The sequence below is a fragment of the Caballeronia sp. INML1 genome, from assembly GCF_023631085.1.
Lineage (GTDB): Bacteria > Pseudomonadota > Gammaproteobacteria > Burkholderiales > Burkholderiaceae > Caballeronia > Caballeronia turbans.
The window spans coordinates 125,152-141,900 of the sequence record NZ_JALQDT010000055.1 but is presented as its reverse complement, the minus strand read 5'-3'; the positions used below and the strand labels follow the sequence as shown (position 1 = coordinate 141,900).

The 16,749-nt window shown below is 61.4% G+C and carries 18 protein-coding genes and 1 pseudogene; 7 read left to right on the top strand and 12 right to left on the bottom strand.

Features of this window, described 5'->3' with window-relative positions; all coding sequences use genetic code 11:
* Positions 1–45 precede the first annotated feature (45 nt).
* A complete protein-coding gene (locus NCR38_RS20705; protein ID WP_061120427.1) occupies positions 46–1,470 on the top strand; it encodes a DUF2252 domain-containing protein in 1,425 nt (474 codons plus the stop codon).
* Positions 1,471–1,535: 65 nt separating this feature from the next.
* Here the strand turns inward: NCR38_RS20705 and NCR38_RS20700 are convergent, their stop codons facing one another.
* Positions 1,536–1,892, bottom strand: coding sequence for a DUF2471 family protein (locus NCR38_RS20700; RefSeq protein WP_086961411.1), 357 nt, complete (start codon positions 1,890–1,892; stop codon positions 1,536–1,538).
* 267 nt (positions 1,893–2,159) lie between these two features.
* Here NCR38_RS20700 and NCR38_RS20695 point away from each other — a divergent pair, with 267 nt between their 5' ends.
* Entirely contained in the window at positions 2,160–2,348 is a 189-nt protein-coding gene (locus NCR38_RS20695; protein ID WP_061120425.1) for a CsbD family protein, read from the top strand.
* A gap of 127 nt (positions 2,349–2,475) precedes the next feature.
* Here the strand turns inward: NCR38_RS20695 and NCR38_RS20690 are convergent, their stop codons facing one another.
* Entirely contained in the window at positions 2,476–3,078 is a 603-nt protein-coding gene (locus tag NCR38_RS20690; RefSeq protein ID WP_061120424.1) for a helix-turn-helix domain-containing protein, read from the bottom strand.
* Between the two features lie 153 nt (positions 3,079–3,231).
* Here NCR38_RS20690 and NCR38_RS20685 point away from each other — a divergent pair, with 153 nt between their 5' ends.
* Both NCR38_RS20685 and tdh read left to right on the top strand, forming a co-directional pair.
* Positions 3,232–4,434, top strand: a complete 1,203-nt coding sequence (locus tag NCR38_RS20685; RefSeq protein ID WP_061120423.1) for a glycine C-acetyltransferase — start codon at positions 3,232–3,234, stop codon at positions 4,432–4,434.
* Between the two features lie 101 nt (positions 4,435–4,535).
* Positions 4,536–5,567, top strand: coding sequence for an L-threonine 3-dehydrogenase (tdh, locus tag NCR38_RS20680; RefSeq protein ID WP_061120422.1), 1,032 nt, complete (start codon positions 4,536–4,538; stop codon positions 5,565–5,567).
* Between the two features lie 21 nt (positions 5,568–5,588).
* Here the strand turns inward: tdh and NCR38_RS20675 are convergent, their stop codons facing one another.
* A complete protein-coding gene (locus NCR38_RS20675; RefSeq protein ID WP_061120480.1) occupies positions 5,589–6,227 on the bottom strand; it encodes a YceI family protein in 639 nt (212 codons plus the stop codon).
* Between the two features lie 183 nt (positions 6,228–6,410).
* Between NCR38_RS20675 and NCR38_RS20670 the strand changes: the two genes are divergently transcribed.
* Positions 6,411–6,929: a hypothetical protein gene (locus NCR38_RS20670; RefSeq protein ID WP_061120421.1), complete on the top strand. Its 519-nt coding sequence runs from the start codon at positions 6,411–6,413 to the stop codon at positions 6,927–6,929.
* Between the two features lie 249 nt (positions 6,930–7,178).
* Here the strand turns inward: NCR38_RS20670 and NCR38_RS20665 are convergent, their stop codons facing one another.
* From NCR38_RS20665 to NCR38_RS20650, 4 genes are all read right to left on the bottom strand, one after another.
* A complete protein-coding gene (locus NCR38_RS20665) occupies positions 7,179–7,913 on the bottom strand; it encodes an oxidoreductase (protein WP_086961408.1) in 735 nt (244 codons plus the stop codon).
* Positions 7,914–8,065: 152 nt separating this feature from the next.
* Positions 8,066–8,914: an SDR family oxidoreductase gene (locus NCR38_RS20660; protein ID WP_061120420.1), complete on the bottom strand. Its 849-nt coding sequence runs from the start codon at positions 8,912–8,914 to the stop codon at positions 8,066–8,068.
* Positions 8,915–8,955: 41 nt separating this feature from the next.
* On the bottom strand, positions 8,956–9,717 hold the full coding sequence (locus NCR38_RS20655) for an SDR family NAD(P)-dependent oxidoreductase (protein WP_250477535.1): 762 nt from the start codon (positions 9,715–9,717) through the stop codon (positions 8,956–8,958).
* A 52-nt stretch (positions 9,718–9,769) separates the two neighbouring features.
* Complete coding sequence (locus NCR38_RS20650) at positions 9,770–10,510, bottom strand: SDR family oxidoreductase (RefSeq protein ID WP_086961406.1); 741 nt, start codon at positions 10,508–10,510, stop codon at positions 9,770–9,772.
* Between the two features lie 279 nt (positions 10,511–10,789).
* Here NCR38_RS20650 and NCR38_RS20645 point away from each other — a divergent pair, with 279 nt between their 5' ends.
* Positions 10,790–11,683 carry an AraC family transcriptional regulator gene (locus NCR38_RS20645; RefSeq protein WP_061120418.1) on the top strand — a complete coding sequence of 298 codons (894 nt, stop codon included), beginning with the start codon at positions 10,790–10,792 and terminating at the stop codon, positions 11,681–11,683.
* On the opposite strand, the gene NCR38_RS20640 is transcribed toward NCR38_RS20645, so the two are convergent.
* Positions 11,645–12,049 carry a zinc-binding dehydrogenase gene (locus NCR38_RS20640; RefSeq protein ID WP_250477534.1) on the bottom strand — a complete coding sequence of 135 codons (405 nt, stop codon included), beginning with the start codon at positions 12,047–12,049 and terminating at the stop codon, positions 11,645–11,647. The two genes, NCR38_RS20645 and NCR38_RS20640, sit on opposite strands and share 39 nt — an antisense overlap.
* Before the next feature lie 292 nt (positions 12,050–12,341).
* Positions 12,342–12,404 (bottom strand): annotated as a pseudogene (locus tag NCR38_RS34495) (hypothetical protein); the annotation flags it as partial.
* Between the two features lie 319 nt (positions 12,405–12,723).
* Between NCR38_RS34495 and NCR38_RS20635 the strand changes: the two are divergent.
* Complete coding sequence (locus NCR38_RS20635; RefSeq protein ID WP_061120417.1) at positions 12,724–13,080, top strand: hypothetical protein; 357 nt, start codon at positions 12,724–12,726, stop codon at positions 13,078–13,080.
* A gap of 7 nt (positions 13,081–13,087) precedes the next feature.
* Here NCR38_RS20635 and NCR38_RS20630 read toward each other — a convergent pair whose 3' ends face one another.
* The 3 genes from NCR38_RS20630 to NCR38_RS20615 form a co-directional block, all read right to left on the bottom strand.
* Positions 13,088–14,896, bottom strand: a complete 1,809-nt coding sequence (locus NCR38_RS20630; RefSeq protein ID WP_061120416.1) for an L-lactate permease — start codon at positions 14,894–14,896, stop codon at positions 13,088–13,090.
* Between the two features lie 716 nt (positions 14,897–15,612).
* Positions 15,613–16,152, bottom strand: coding sequence for a hypothetical protein (locus NCR38_RS20620; RefSeq protein WP_250477533.1), 540 nt, complete (start codon positions 16,150–16,152; stop codon positions 15,613–15,615).
* 33 nt (positions 16,153–16,185) lie between these two features.
* Entirely contained in the window at positions 16,186–16,725 is a 540-nt protein-coding gene (locus NCR38_RS20615) for a hypothetical protein (protein ID WP_250477532.1), read from the bottom strand.
* Between the last annotated feature and the right edge of the window lie 24 nt (positions 16,726–16,749).

The following is a 16,749-nucleotide window of genomic DNA, read 5'->3' as shown; positions in this document are numbered from 1 at the left end:
CGGCTTCCTTCCGCCCGCAAGCACAAGAGCAAAATGGAGTGAGTGATGCCCCAGCTATCCTGGCGGCAACGCCGTGCAACGGGACGCGCCGCGCGCGAGCGCACGCCGCGAAGCGCACAAGAGGCGATTGGCGACATCGACCGCGATCCGATCGAGCTCTTGCGGATAAGCAGCGAAGGCCGCGTGCGTGCGCTGATCCCTTTGCGCTACGGCCGCATGCTGGTTTCGCCGTTCACCTTCTATCGCGGGAGCGCCATTTTGCAGGCGCATGATTTGGCCACCACGCCGGACAGCGGCATCGCGATTCAAATTTGCGGCGACTGTCATTTGTCCAATTTCGGCGGATTCGCGACGCCGGAGCGCGCGCTCATCTTCGATCTCAACGACTTCGACGAAACCGCGCCCGGACCCTGGGAATGGGATCTGAAACGGCTCGTTGCGAGCTTCACGATCGCCGGTCGGCATCTCGGCCACGGAGATCTTGCCGCCGACGAGTTCGCTTTTCGCGCCGCGCGCAGCTATCAGACGCATCTGCGCGAGTACGCCGAAATGAGCGTGCTCGATCTCTGGTACGAGCGCATCACTTTCGATCGCATGCACGACACGCTGCAGAGCGAGGACGCGCGGCGGCGCATCAAGCGCGGCATCGACCGGGCGTCGCGCCGCACGCACGAGACGATGCTGCCGAAGCTCGCGGAACGGACCTGCGACGCCTGGCGCATTCGCGATGCGCCGCCTGCCGTATTCCACATTCAGGGCAAGAGCACGCTGATCGACAAAAACGATGGCTGGATGACGCTGAAAGGCAGGCGCGACGAGATTTTCGAGGCGCTCATGCTGAAGTACGTGGCCACGCTGACGCCGGAGCGGGCGAGGCTGCTGTCGCAATTCGCGCTGCAGGACGTCGCGTTCAAGGTGGTAGGCGTGGGCAGTGTCGGCACGCGTTGCTTCGTCCTGTTGCTAACCGACCACCACGACAAACCGCTTTTTTTGCAGATGAAGGAAGCATCGACGTCGGTTGTCGCGAGATACGCGAAGCACGCGAGAGACGTGGACCATTCCGGGCACGATGGACAGCGCGTCGTTCATGGTCAACGTCTGATGCAGGCGGCCACGGACCCGTTCCTCGGCTGGGCGACAGGGCCGCTCGGACGTACGCTGTACATCCGTCAGTTGCGCGACATGAAAATTTCCGCCGAACTCGAAAACCTGAGCGACGACGCCTTTCGCGAATACGCCGCGCTTTGCGGCTGGGCACTTGCCCGCGCGCACGCGAAGGCAGGCGGACGCGCGCCGGACATTTCGGGCTATCTCGGCAACAGCGATCGCATGGCCGAAGTGCTGGTGCGTTACGGGCGGAGCTACGCGGATCAGGTGGAGAAGGATTACGAGGTGTTTCGTGCCGCGTGTCGGAACGGCAAGCTCGAAGCGCGTTCCGATGCGGACATGTCGGCCGACTTTGCGCCTTGAAGCTATTCGATGCCGGGTGAGATGGAACCGGGGACGTCGGCATCGCCGCGTCCCCGGGTGCCACGTCAGTGCGCGCCGATGACCGCCCGCGGTTGCCCTTGTCGGGCTGCGCGCTCGTAAGCGTCTACGGCGAAAGCGAAAACGGCGGGCAACGCGTCGGACGATGCAACATCGACTACGTCGTCCGTCTCAGGGAAATGAAAGTCGTCGGGACGCGCAAACAGTTCACGCAATGCGGCTTCGTGCCGTCCGGCAAACCCGAGGTCCGCGACGGCCTCGGCCTCGATTGCGTGCAATAGCCGCCAGGTCAACGGCACGCCTTTGTCGATGTAACGCCCTGCGATCTGACGCGTGATGCGCTCCAGGTCGCGCACGGCGCGGGCAAACTGCCGCCTGCTCAGGTTCTCGCCATTCGACTCCATGATTCACCCCTTTTCCCAACCGGTCTCATTATACTGTATAAACATACAGTACTTGTTGCAATGAAAATAGCGTCGCGCTACTCGACCCGGGTGTATGTGCGATTCCGCCTACGTGCGATTCAGACATTCGCTGCTATGCGTGCCGGCCGTCGAAGCGCATCGTGGAACCATGCTTGGGAAATCTTCCGAGCTGAACGCGCAGACGCTACTGCGTGCGTTCGACGGCACCGCGCGGCCAACACCGCTGCAAACCACGGGAGAACTGAGATGAATAAGGATCAAGTCGAAGGCGTCGGCAAGCAGGTCAAGGGCAAGATCAATGAGGGCGTCGGGAAGGTAACTGGCGACACGGCTCAGGAAGCCAAGGGCGATCTGCAACAGGCTGCGGGCAAGGTCCAGAAAGGCGTGGGCGATGCGCGCGAAGATCTGAAGGACACTGTGAAGAAGAACCCGTAAGACGGGCGTTTCGGCGCCGCGACGTTGGCGCCGTTTCCGGCGGGACGTGCTCCGATGCGCGTCCCGTTTTTCATTGCGGGTGAACTATTGTCGCGGGCTTTGTGCGCATAAAGTTGCCGCGGACGCGTCAGCCGTGAATCACCACGAGCAGCGCCTTGGCTTCCGCGCGTCCGACGTTGCGGACCGCATGCGCTTCGTCCGCCGCGTAGCGCGCCGTTTCTCCCGCTTTGAGCCGACGCGTCGAACCCGACGCATCCACTTCGATCGTCCCGTTTAGCACCGTCACGTGCTCACGCGTCCCCGGTTCATGCGCGTTCGACGTGAGCGCGGCGCCCGATTGCAGTGTGAGTTCATACCATTCGAATTTGCCCGCTAGTTCTATCGGTCCCCACACACGCAACTGATAACCACCGTTATCGCCGGTCAACGTCGGTATTTCGTGCGGCCCGGCAACGCGGATTGCTTCGACCGGCCTCTGCTGCGCGAACAATTGATCCAGACTGATGCCGAGCGCGTTGGTCAGTCGCCAGGCGACCGCAATCGTCGGATTCGCCTTGTCGCGCTCGATTTCCGACAGCATCGACTTCGACACGCCGGCCGCCCGCGATAAATCGTCGAGCGTCAGCTTCCGTTCATTGCGCAAGCGTTGAATGATCTCTCCGACGCGCGGTGGCGTCGCACCGGCCCCCGCGAGGTCGCCTGTTTTTCCTTCCGAAACCGTGCTTGCCATGAATCGATCAATCCCTTAAAGTGTTCGGCATATCGAAAATAAGTTCGAAATATCGAACGTGTCCGATGCGATGAATGCACTATAACAGGGCTAAGGGCCGCTCGCGCGCACTGCGCGGCCGGACACCACGATCAGGCCAAACAAAGGATTGCGATGAAAGACCGATATCTCTCCCATCTGCGTTCGACACTCGACGAAATTCGCTCTGCAGGCTTCTATAAAACGGAGCGCGTAATCGCAAGCCCGCAGTCATCAGATATCCGGCTCGCGAACGGAAGCGGCGTGCTGAACTTCTGCGCCAACAACTACCTCGGTCTTGCGGACGATCGCCGCCTCATCGAGGCCGCGAAGGCTGGTCTCGACGCCGACGGTTTCGGCATGGCGTCCGTACGGTTCATCTGCGGCACGCAGACCGTGCACAAGGAACTCGAGCAGGCGATCGCGCAATTTCTTGGCACCGACGACGCAATTCTTTATTCCAGTTGCTTCGACGCGAACGGCGGCCTTTTCGAGACGCTGCTGACAGAGGAAGACGCCATCATTAGCGACGAGCTCAATCACGCCAGCATCATCGACGGCGTGCGGCTTTCGAAGGCGCGGCGTCTGCGCTACAAGAACAACGACCTCGCGGATCTCGAGGCGCGCCTCCAGGAAGCCGACGCCGCCGGCGCACGCTTCAAACTGATTGCGACCGACGGCGTCTTCTCGATGGACGGCATCATCGCGAACCTTGCCGGGATCTGCGATCTCGCCGACCGTTACGGCGCGCTTGTGATGGTCGACGACTCGCACGCCGTGGGCTTCATCGGCGAAGGCGGACGCGGAACGCCGGAGCACTGCGGCGTACTGGATCGCGTGGACATCATCACCGGAACGCTCGGCAAGGCGCTCGGCGGCGCATCAGGCGGCTATGTCGCCGCGCACAAGGAGGTCACCGACCTGCTGCGTCAGCGTAGTCGGCCGTATCTGTTCTCTAACTCGTTGGCGCCGAGTATCGCGGCGGCATCGCTGAAGGTGCTCGAACTGCTCGACAGCGCTGAAGGCGCGACATTGCGCCGGCGTGTCCGCGAGAACGGCGCGCACTTCCGCCGCGCGATGTCCTCGCTCGGCTTCGACCTTGTCCCCGGCGAACATCCGATCATCCCGGTCATGCTCGGCGACGCGCAACTCGCCTCGAAGATGGCCGATGCGTTGCTCGAAGAAGGCGTCTATGTAATCGGCTTCTCCTACCCCGTCGTACCCAAGGGACGCGCGCGCATCCGCACGCAGATGAGTGCGGCGCATACGCCCGAACAGATCGATCGCGCAGTCGATGCGTTCGCGCGCGTCGGCCGCTCGCTCGGCGTCATCCGCTGAGCAGCACCGCGGACTTTATGCGCATAAACCACGAGGAACGGGCCACGAGCCCTCGACCTTCGAAGAAGCACCACGAAGACCACACGTCAGGAACAAACGCAATGAAAGCCCTCGCCAAACTCGAACGCGCACCCGGCCTCACGTTGACGCGCGTGAAGCGGCCCGAAGTCGGCCACAACGACGTTCTCATCCGGATCCGCAAGACAGCGATTTGCGGCACCGACATCCACATCTGGAAGTGGGACGATTGGGCACAGAAGACAATTCCTGTGCCGATGCATGTCGGGCACGAGTACGTCGGCGAAATCGTGGAGATGGGTCAGGAAGTGCGCGGATTCGCCATCGGCGATCGCGTGTCCGGTGAAGGCCATATCACCTGCGGCTTCTGCCGCAACTGTCGCGCGGGCCGTCGTCACTTGTGCCGCAACACGGTCGGCGTTGGCGTGAACCGCGAAGGCGCGTTCGCGGAATATCTCGTGATTCCTGCGTTCAACGCATTCAAGATTCCGCCCGATATCTCCGACGATCTCGCCGCCATCTTCGATCCGTTCGGCAACGCGACGCACACTGCGCTTTCCTTCAATCTCGTCGGCGAAGACGTACTGATTACCGGCGCCGGGCCGATTGGCGTGATGGCCGCCGCGATCGCGCGGCATGTGGGCGCCCGCAACGTCGTCATCACCGATGTCAACGACTATCGCCTCGAACTCGCCCGCAAGATGGGCGCGACGCGCGCGGTCAATGTTGCGAACGAAAACCTGCGTGACGTGATGAGCGAACTCGGCATGACCGAAGGCTTCGACGTCGGTCTGGAAATGTCGGGTGTGCCGAGCGCATTCACGGCGATGCTCGAATCGATGAATCACGGCGGCAAGGTCGCGCTGCTCGGCATTCCGCCGGCACAGACCGCGATCGACTGGAATCAGGTGATCTTCAAGGGACTCGAAATCAAGGGCATTTACGGACGCGAGATGTTCGAGACCTGGTACAAGATGGTCGCGATGCTGCAAAGCGGCCTCGATTTATCGCCGATCCTCACACACACCTTTGCCGTCGACGACTATCAGCAGGCGTTCGACACGATGCTCTCCGGGAACAGCGGCAAGGTCGTGCTCGACTGGACCGCAGCTTGAACGCTGCTCGTCATTGGCTTGTCATTGAGCAGAAACAGCCGGCGCTTTCGAAAATTCGGCCTGAATGGCGACGTGCACATCGTCGCCGACGGCTGGATACCACGTCGTCAATCCGAACTTCGCGCGGCTGAAATGTCCATCGGCTGAAAAGCCCAGCGTTTCCTGCTTCGTAAGCGGATTGACCGCATGCCCGTTGAAGGTCACGTTCAGCGTAACGGGCTTCGTCGTGCCGCGTATCGTCAGGTCGCCCGTCAATACACCTTTGTCGTCGCCCGTGCGCTGAAAAGCCGTGCTGACGAAAACGATGCTCGGATACCGCTCGACATCGAACATGTCCGGCCCTTTCAACATGCGGTCGAGTAGCGGCACGTTGGTGTTGACGCTCGACGCGTCGATGGTCGCACGCACCGAGCTTCGCGACATGCCGTCCGCATTCCAGTCGAGTTGCGCGGTTGTCCTGTCGAATCGGATGACGAAGCGCGAGTAGTGAAAATGATCGACGTCGAAGCTTACGTTCCAGTGATGCGGATCGAGCTGATAACGTCCCGGCGGCACGCTCGATTCGCTCGACGACACATGATGCGTAACGACCTGCAGCGGCGTGCACGCCGTCAGCGCGGCCGCCGCCAGAAAAGGAACGAGACACTTATAAACGTTCATCGCGCTTTGCCTCGGATACACGTACAAGAAAATTTCGACAAGTTTCGCCGAGATCATGAAAGCGTGCGCAAGCCGTCACGCGCTTTTCGTCAGCACACACAAAAATGCGGCGATCAGGTAGAGTTCGCCTCGACCTCCATCTCAAAAAAGGCGCCATCGCCTGCGCGCGACGGCGGAGAACCCATGCGCACATGGCTGTCCCGTTTCCGAACCTTCCGCGCGCACGTGTTGACGGCCGTCGCCGTCGCCGCGTCGGCCTGGACACCAGCCGCGCACGCGAGCTGGTGTGGAGACGGCCTCTGGATCGACGCGATGGTCGCTTCGCATCACTTTCATCCGGACAAGGATTTCGAGCAGTTCAATCCCGGCATCGGCGCGGAATGCTGGGTCGCGCCGCAATGGGCGGTAACGGGCGGCTACTTCCGCAATTCGCTGTCGAAGCCATCGTTCTATGGCGGCGGCGTCTGGGGCCCGGACTTTCTTCACTGGAACTACATCAGGCTCGCCGTGATGGCCGGCCTCATCTCCGGCTACGACTACGGCAGTTATGGCATCGGGCATAACCATATGGTCGGGCCCGTGGCCGCGCCGCTCATCATGCTCGAATACAAGCACGTCGGCGCGAATATCATTCTGATTCCGCCGATACCGTCGAGCGATCTCCCATTCACGCTGGGCTTCATGCTCAGAATGAAATTCTAGGGAATCCTCAGCGAGACAATAAAGTGTCGACTTTTCGGAAACCTCATTAGAACGCCAATATTGTGGCGATGTTTCACTTCTCTTTTGAAATGGCCGTCTGGCGCGTTGTCACGACGGGCGCGCAGGTCCTTGCAAAAAAACCGGGGGGAACCAAGATCCGACAAAAAGCTGCTTCGTCGTCTGAACATGTCAGTAGGTGCCCAAAATGAAAGTATCGACTTTCCGCGCTCATGCGGGACTCGCGGTTGGTCATAAGACTCTCGAGCTCGATTGGGCGGCAAGCGCTGCTTCTCGAATTGCTTCGGCAGCACGCGCCGGGTTGCCCCGCTGGTGCCCTACCGAGGCGTGATAAGCGCGGCGAGCGTCGCCGGCCGTGCGGTCATAATCTTCGATGATAGTTTGAGCTTCACCTGAGGAACTCGGCCATTCCGTTCGAAAGCCGCTTGGCTCGACGGTCATGATCTTGATGCCTAATGGTTCGACCTCTTTGCGGAGCGTGTCCGACAGTCCCTCCACGGCAAACTTGCTGGCACAGTAGTAACCGACGCCCGTAAACCCGACCATTCCGCCGATCGAAGTCAGGTTGACGATCATTCCGCTGCGGCGCGCGCGCATCCCGGGCAACACAGCATGAATCATATTTGCAGTGCCGAAGAAATTTACCTCGAGCAGTCGCCGCGCGTCGGATTCCGCGGTTTCTTCCACCGCTCCGAAAAAGCCGATACCCGCATTGTTGATCAGAACATCGATCCGGGCGAAATGTGCTTCTGCGGCTTCGACCACTTTCCGGCACTGCTCCCGATCTGTGACATCCAAGGGTAGAACAATCGCATCCCCCTTCCATTGCAATTCGGCGATCGTTTCCGACTTGCGGGCGGTAGCGACGATCTTATCGCCGCTATTGAGAAGATGTTCAGCGATAAAGCGCCCGAAACCAGTCGAGCAGCCGGTCACGAGCCATACTTTTGACGTTTCGTTTCTCATGGTTCCTGTTCCTTGAGACAAATGCGATTGCAAAAGAGCGCATCTGGTAGTCGCAGGGCGCAACAGCCTATGGCTGTTGCAGCACCAAAGAAATGAACTAGCCGGTGGTAAGCACCAGCGCCTCCTTCAGTACCGGAGGCTTTCGCCAGGACTCAGTCCGCGAAGTCGGTGGCTTCGGAAGAGCCCCTCCACGCGTCGAGATCCTGAGCGACTGCTTTGGCCTTGACTGCTGCGAGGTCGTTGGCGATCCTGCCGGCGAACAGATGCAAGGGCGGTGTCTCGACACTGGCTGCCTGGATGATCAGCAGTGCCAGCTTGTCTGGGTCTCCCGCCTGATGGCCGTGCAGCGTGTCCAGGTGCAGGTCGAGCGACGCCTTCGCCTCCGAATAATCGTCGATCTGCCGCTTTGCCACTGCCAGCGCCCCGTTCGACAGGAAGTCGGTGCGGACCGGGCCCGGATACACCACCGTAGCGCGAATGCCGAGTTCAGCAACTTCGGCGGCCAGCGACTCCGTCAAACCCGCCAGCGCGAACTTGCTCGAAACGTAGCTGCCCCAGCCGGCATATCCGCCCTGGTAGCCAACAATCGACGAGATGTTGATGATGTGTCCGCTGCGCTGCCTGCGCAGATGCGGCAGCGCATGGCGCAGTACAGCCGCTGGGGCAAAGAAGTTAACTTCGAAATTCTGACGAAGCTCACCTTCGGACAGTGCCTCGACCGTTCCTTGCTGAGCATATCCGGCGTTATTCACGACCACATCGATGGCGCCAAATGTCTGCACGGACTTCTCGATTGCCTGTCGGATGCTCTGTTCGCTGGTAAGGTCCACTTCGAGCGGAAGGAAGTGGTCGGATGCCTGACCGAACGCTTCCGTCAGCGAAGCTGCGGTGCGCGAGGTCGCGGCCACGCGGTGGCCTTGCTCAAGCAGATGACGGACGAGCTTCTGGCCGACGCCTTTCGATGCACCAGTGATAAACCAGGTACGGGATGCTGATTTCATGATGAAAGTCCTCGAGTAGAAAAGTCGGGTGTGCAATGTCTTTACGGGAGTGCGACGCTCATGCCGCCATCGGCCATCACTACGGCGCCAACCATGAAGCTGGCCTTTTCCGAGGCCAGGAAAGCAATCACCTCTGCAATTTCCTTCGGGTGGGCCGCGCGGCGGATCGGCGCCTTTTTGCCGTGCTCGGCGAGGAATGCCTGACCGTCAGCGTGGATGTGATTGGTGATGTTGGTGATGACGTCGCCCGACCCGACCGCGTTGACGCGAATGCCATGGTCGATGGCTTCCAGCGACAAGGCGCGCGTCAATTGCGCCAGCGCGCCCTTCGAGGCCGCATAGGCTGCGATCGTCGGGAATGCCTGATAGCACGCGTACGAACCCACGTTGACGATGGCGCCGGTCTTTGCCGGCACCATCACGCGCATGGCTTCGCGTGAGAACAGAAACGCACCTGTGGCATTGACTGACTGGATGCTGTTCCAGTCTTCAAGCGACATTTCGACGACGGGCTTGTTGATGATGATCGCGGCATTGTTGACGAGGATGTCGAGCTTGCCGAATCTGTCCACCGCAGCTGCGACAGCCTGCACCGCGCTTTCCTCGCGGGCCACGTCGGCGATGAGGGGCACGATGCCGGGGCGGGCAAGCGCCTCGACATTGGCGCTGCGCCCCACCGCGATTACGTCTGCACCCTGGGCATGGAGCAGTTCCGTAGTCGCCAGGCCAATGCCGCTGGCCGCGCCGGTAACGATAGCGATTTTGCCCGCGAACGTTCCGGTTTCTCGATTGCGTGATGTCATGATGGTTTCCTTGATGGTTGGCCAGATCGGTTGAGTGATAGGTGCCCAACTTTCAGAACGGGCTTGCGGTAGGCCGCACGACTATTTCGCTGACGTCGACATCCGCCGGCTGCTCTACGGCGTAGGCGATGGCGCGAGCGATGGCGTCAGGTGCGATGGCAATGCGGCGGAACTCCTGCATGGCCGACCGTGCGGTGTCGTCGGAAATCGAATCGGCCAGTTCGGACTCCACGACGCCCGGGCAGATCACCGTCACGCGGACCTTGTCGGTCTCCTGACGCAGCCCGTCGGAAATGGCGCGCACGGCAAACTTGGTGGCGCAGTAGACGGCTGCGGTCGGCGTTACGGATAGCCCACCGATCGACGAGATATTGATGATCTGGCCTTGGCCCTGCTGCTCCATGGCCGGCAGGACCGCCGCAATGCCGTGCAGTACGCCACGGATGTTCACGTCAATCATCCGGTTCCACTCGGTTACCTTCAGCGCGTTCAACGGCGACAAGGGCATCACCCCGGCATTGTTGACAAGCACGTCAATGCGGCCAAACGTATCGAGCGCAAAGCGGGCGAAGGCCGCGACGTCCTCGGATGAGGTGACGTCGAGTTCGCGGTAGCGGACGATGCCGCCGGCTGACTGCAGCGACTCCGTCAGCTCGACGAGCCGGTCGGTGCGGCGCGCGCCGATGACAAGCCGATGGCCTTGCGCCGCGAGCAAACGGGCGGCGCCTTCGCCAATGCCGCTGCTTGCGCCGGTGATCAGAATAACTTTGGACTCGGTGGATGAGATTGCCATCTTGCATACTCCTATTGTTGGTTCGAAATTGGCCGCGCCTGTCACTGATAGCGCGGAGGACGACCTTGCCGGAGCTCGGCCTGTTGAACCGCTATGTGTTCATCGGCCGGTGAATGAATGGTAGGAAAGACGGCATCGCAGGCGAATACATGGAGCGATGCCATCGTTGCCTAATCCTATTGATTCGGTTGGCGCATACAGCGGAGGTGAATAAAATGCTGTCTGTCGAAACTTCGGGAGAGCGTGGTGCGAAACAATCGCAATCCGGTTTCCATCCGGATGGTCCGGCTACTGGAGAAACTTGCACCCAGCGAGGGTTACACCCAGTCGGCGCTCGATACCGTGCGGCTGATGCGATCTGATCGCCCGCTCGGGCGCACGCCCGTTTTGTACGAGCCGAGCATCGTGATCGTTTGCCAGGGGCGCAAGCTTGGATTCCTTGGCAACGAGGTGTACGTCTACGATGCGCAGCACTATCTCGTGCTGTCCGTCCCCCTACCGTTCTCGACGGAAACGCAGGCCTCGCCGGACGAGCCAATGCTTGCGGTATCAATCCGGCTGGACCTGCTCGAACTGAGCGAGCTCATCGCGCACATCGGTGCGGCTAGGCAGCATCCCGAAGCGGCGCCAGCAGGCATCGTCTCCACACCGCTGGACGACAAGCTCGCGGGCGCGACAATACGGTTGCTGGAAGCGTTGACTGAGCCGCTCGATGCACAGGTACTGGGGCCGGCGATCGTGCGCGAAATCTGCTATCGCGTACTCACTGGCGAGCAGGGTGCGGCAATGCGTGCGGCGCTGGCACATCACGGCCGCTTCGGACGAGTGGCGCGGGCACTCAAGCGGATCCACACCGAATATGCGGAGCCGCTCAACGTCGCGCGTCTTGCCGAGGAAGCGGGCATGAGCGTTCCCGCGTTTCACGCTAATTTCCGTACGGTGACCCAGACATCGCCGATCCAGTACATCAAGTCCACCCGCCTTCATCAGGCGCGCCTCATGATGATCCGTGATGGTGTGACTGCGGCGGCGGCAGCCGGACGCGTTGGGTACGAAAGCGCGTCTCAGTTCAGCCGGGAGTTCAAGCGCCTGTTTGGCCGGACACCGGTCGAAGAGGTGCGGGACATGCGCGAATCATTTACGCTCTCGCCGGCGGTCCGCTTCGGGACCTGAGCTTCGATAAGCGCCCATATCGAGTATCACCTTCCCGCGCACGTGGCCGCTCATGCTCCGTGCAAGAGCATGGCTTGCCTTTGGAAAAGGGAAGACCGAATCGATGTGCGTGCCCAATTGGCCTGAGCCATGGAGGGCGGCTAACGTTGTAAGCAGCGCTTCATCGGCGCGCGTGGCGAAGTTTTTGCCGGTGGCACCGACATGGTTGCCAAGGACTGGGTCCGGCTTGCTGACGGTAGACGCTAGTGTTCCTCCCGGCTTCAGCACGGACCACGATCGGGCCTGCGTATCGCCACCCACCAGGTCCAGCACCACATCGAATTTCGATGTGCGCGCCGCAAAATGTTCTCGGTTGTAGTCGATCACGTCCGTGGCGCCGAGGCTTTGCACCTAGTCCCGATTGCCGGCCGACGCGGTGGCGCTCACGTGGGCGCCCGCCAGTCTCGCAAGTTGCACAGCGACGCTGCCCACACCACCTGCTGCGGCATGAATCAGAACTGTCTGACCGGCCTGCAACGCGCCATACTCGTGCAGCGCCTGCCAGGCCGTTGAGCGACGCAGCGGGAACCGCAGCCGCCTCGAGGAAACCAAGGGACGCCGGTTTGCGCGCAAGCCGGGCAGCGTCGACAACAGCGCGCGTGGCGAAGGCACCGACGATGCCGATAAACCCCATCACCTCGTCGCCTGGTGCCAGCGTGGTGACGTTGCGTCCTACCGCGATGACGGTGCCCGCAACATCGACGCCGGGCGTGAACGGTAACCGCAGCGGTATGAACGGCGATCGAAATATTCGCGCAGGTGCGCGATCCGGCCATTACGGGCGGTGAGGAAGACGACGTACTACTGCCGGTCGACGTTTCATTGGGCAGACACGTGGTCGTCTTGCTATCTGTATCTCATTGCCATGCGAGGAGGGGCACTTGCGGTGCGACGGCGATTCCACTCACTCACTCACGTGATGTCCAGTCCATTCTCGTTATATAAGGTTCCGGTGCGCATTCTCTTGTGTCGCTGGTGAACGTGACAAGTCGCTCGAGGCCATGATCGAGCATGAGCAGTACGGGCATCTCCGACTACTCAATGACTTCCGCAACTATCTTGCGATCCAGCGGGACATGTCGCGCCGCGAGTTGGTGGGGCGTTCGCTGAGTGACGCGGGCTACACCGGCAAGAATGTCGCCGGCAGGGCGCACGTCAGCGTCAAAAGCGGTGCGACCGTGACCAACGGTCAGATGGTCGCGATGAGCATGCCGGGCTACCTAGACGCGAAGAGCGGCCCGCGTCCCGCCTACGCATGCTTCGTCATTAACGCGGGGCCGGTGCAGGCGCTCACCGACATGCTCGAAATCTTCGACGACGAGGCGAAGATACTCGGCATCGTTTACGCGCGTTATTGAGCTGGCGTCATTGCGGCGGCACCGGAATCATCCACGGAAACACATACGCCTGCAGCATCGCAATCACGCCGATCACCGCCGCGCCCGCGATCGAATGGAAGAACACGGTCCGGAAGATCGGCCCGAGCGCAAAAGCGCGTTCCTTGGGATCGTCGTAGCACGCGGCGCATGCGACCATGATCGATTGCGCATCGATCATCTTGCCCATCACGCCGCCCGTCGAATTCGTCGCGACGATCAGGATTGGATTCAGGTTGAGCTGTTGCGCGGTGATGCGCTGCAAACTGCCGAAGAGCGCGTTCGACGCCGTGTCCGAACCGGTCAGGAACACGCCGAGCCAACCGAGGAACGCCGCGAAGAACGGGTAGAACACGCCCGCGCCCGTGAAAGCGAGTCCGAGCACCGCGTCGGTGCCCGAGTAGCGCGTAAGAAAGCCGAGGCCCAGCACCTGCGCGATCACCAGCACGGGAATCTTCATGCGGCGCATGGTCTGCATGAAGGCGTCCTTCCATTGCACGGCGGACAGACGCAGCACGAAGCCCGACAGCATGGCCGCGACGAACACGCCGGTGCCCGCCGCCGATAGCCAGTTGATCGTGAAGCGGGCCGCTTCCGCTTTGGCGTTGACGGGCGCGACCGGCGGCATCCGATGCACGAGGTTGTGCAGCGCGGGCATGTCCCAGACGGGCAAGGACAGCGTGCCTTTGAAGGGCGAGCCGAGGAGCGTCGTCGAGAAGGTGACACCGGCGAACAGGCTGTTGAGGAATTTCTTGAATTCGGGCACGCCCCACAGCGCGCAACACGCGATCAGAATCACCCAGGGCATCCACGCATACACGGTTTCGCCGACAGAGTATTTGTACTTCCACTCCGACTTGTCGGTCGCGACCGTGGCCGTGCTCTTGCCCTGCCGCGCGAGCGCCTCGCGCTCGGACCTGAGCAGAAAGCGCGTCTTCGGATGCCAGACGAAGCGCAGGAACAGCGCCGTGCAGATCACCGAAAACACGCCCGACACCACATCGGTCATCAGATGGAGCGCGTGACTTCCGGACGCGTAAAACTGCATCAGCGCGAACGATCCGCCCGCGCACAGCATCGCCGGCCAGACTTCGAAGACTTCCTTCCAGGATCCGCCCTCCATCTTCACGAAGGTCGCGACGAGCCAGAACGGCACGAGCAGCGATACGAACGGCAACTGGTGGCCGGCCATCGCGGAGAGCGTGACCTGATCGAGCTCGCTCACGGCGGCGAGCGTGACGATCGGCGTGCCGATCGCGCCCCACGCGACCGGCGCCGTATTCGCGAGCAGGTTGAGCACGGCGGACTGAAACGGCCTGAAGCCGAGCCCGACCATCACCGCGCCGGCGATCGCCACGGGCGTGCCGAATCCGGACGTGCCTTCGATGATCGCGCCGAACGAAAACGCAATCAGCACGCATTGCAGCCTGCGGTCGAACGAGATATGGACGATCGATTCCTTGACGATCTCGAACTTGCCGGTGACGACGCTCATCGTGTAAAGGAACATCGCGGCCAGCACGATCCAGATGATGCCGAGAAAACCGGACAGCGAGCCGAGCGCGAACGCCGACACCGCCGAGGCCACCGGCATCCGGAACACCAGACAGGAGACGATGAACGCGGCGATCACGCCGAACAACGCCGCGTAAGGCGCTGAAATGCCGAGATGGACGTTGCCCTGCGAATCGCGATGGCGATGCAGCGCGATGAAGTAGAGCAGCGTCAGAATGGGGATGGCCGCGACGATCGTCGAAAGGAATACGTTGCCCAACGGGTTGTAGGTCTGCTGGTACATGTCGTTTCCTTTTTCGGTCTTAGGATTCGAACGCTGCCCGCAGTCCAGACGAGACTTCACGCCGGCGGGAAGTGCGAGCACCCGGGCAACAACCTGTTCCTTACAGATTTACTACCGATTCTTTGAGGTATAGCGGGGGGAAGGGTCGAATGCAAGTTTTGCGGCGGCCCGCGGGGAGGCTCGACGAAAACTTCCGAAGGCCGCAGTGGTGCCGTAGGGTCCACCCTCACTCAACGGGAGGGAGGTTCGCAGGTTTGCTAGAGCGCCTGTCAGCATGGGGAACGATTGATAAGGGACGTCGCGGTGCCGTCACCGGACAGCAGAAGGGCCGCATCTGGATGCCGCCCCCGAAACAGGCTCAGAGCTTGCTATCTATTCCAACACGGGAGGTCTTCATGTTCAAACTCTTCGGTCTTTTGACCCTTGCCGTAGCGTTCTCCGGATGCGTTGCCGCTCCGCCGTACGGCTACAGCGAGCCCGTATATGGACCCGGCTACTACGCGCCGGGCCCCAGCATCGGCGTTGGCATTGGCGGTGGCAGCTTTGGATCGGGAGTGGGCGTCGGCGTAGGCGTCGGGTTCTGAGCTGGACGCATTCCTGATACCAATGGCTCCTCAGTCGCGGGACATCGAGCAGCTTCCTGAATACCGTGCCTCTCTCGCGCTTCGGGCCGTTTATGGCCTGCCTGCAACGGGCAGCGATAGAAGTCACGCTTGTCAATATCGGATTCTGAGCGGCTCCGGATGATCACGGGTAATGACGAGCTTCGCGGCTGCGGGGTACCCCGCGATCGTCAAAGGGCTCGGATATTGGTTGCATACGGGCGGACCGGTGCCCCCGAAGCTGGAGCGGACGGTCAAGGGCACCGCCGGACCTGCGGAGGCGAAGTACACCGTGACCTCGCCACCCCGTCTGACCGGAATCGCGAACCGGGGTCTCCACGCGGACAGGATGACGGGATCGCCGCTGCAATCCGTCGACGTGAATTGGCCGGACGAAACAGCGAGCCATTGGAAATCGGTCGCGGAGAAGTGGAAGCTCGCGTCCTGGATCCGCGTGATGGGCACGACGGTGGTCGCGTCCCCGGCCGTGAACGCGACACCGTTTTGACCGCTGAAACTTGCGAGATTGCCGATCACGCGTCCGTTCGCATCGAAGACTCTTAGGAGGCGATGTTTCGCGTGATGCGCAGAATCGTCCGCAAGCGGCGCGATCGTATAGAGCGCGAACAGTGCTCCAGCCAGGAAGCGTTTCATATCGGCCTCCATGAGGACCGCACTCCGACCGCATCAGAAGACGATGCGCAACGGTTCGGGATGACGCTGAGTCAGCGGATACGTGCTTCTGACCGCCCAATACAGCGAGCCTTGGTCGTACGGCGTCGGGCTGCATGAGGTCGCGCCGGAACCATCCGTCTGCCTCAACGACCACACATGCACATTGCCGGAATACCCCTCGACGGCGGTATAAACCGTCACGTCGACACCGTCTCTGACCGCGATGGACGGCGTTGGACTGGCCGATAAGGGAACCAACACGCTTCCGCTGCAGTCGGCCGACGCGTACCCGACGGACGGATAGCCGACCCATTCGTACTCCGATGCCGAGTACTGGGACGGACCGATGCGCTTGTGATCGACGATGACGAACACGGGCTCGCCGTCTATCGCGATATACACGCCGACGACGCCCGCGAAAAACGCCAGCGGTCCGACCGCGCGCCCTTGCGCGTCGTACACCATTGGCAGGCGCGCTTCGTCGCGCGCATCGCGTCCCCGGTCAACGCGCCCGCCTGCGGCACTCAGACTAGCGCACAAGATGAGCAGCATAACGAGGAATCGTCCCACGACGCG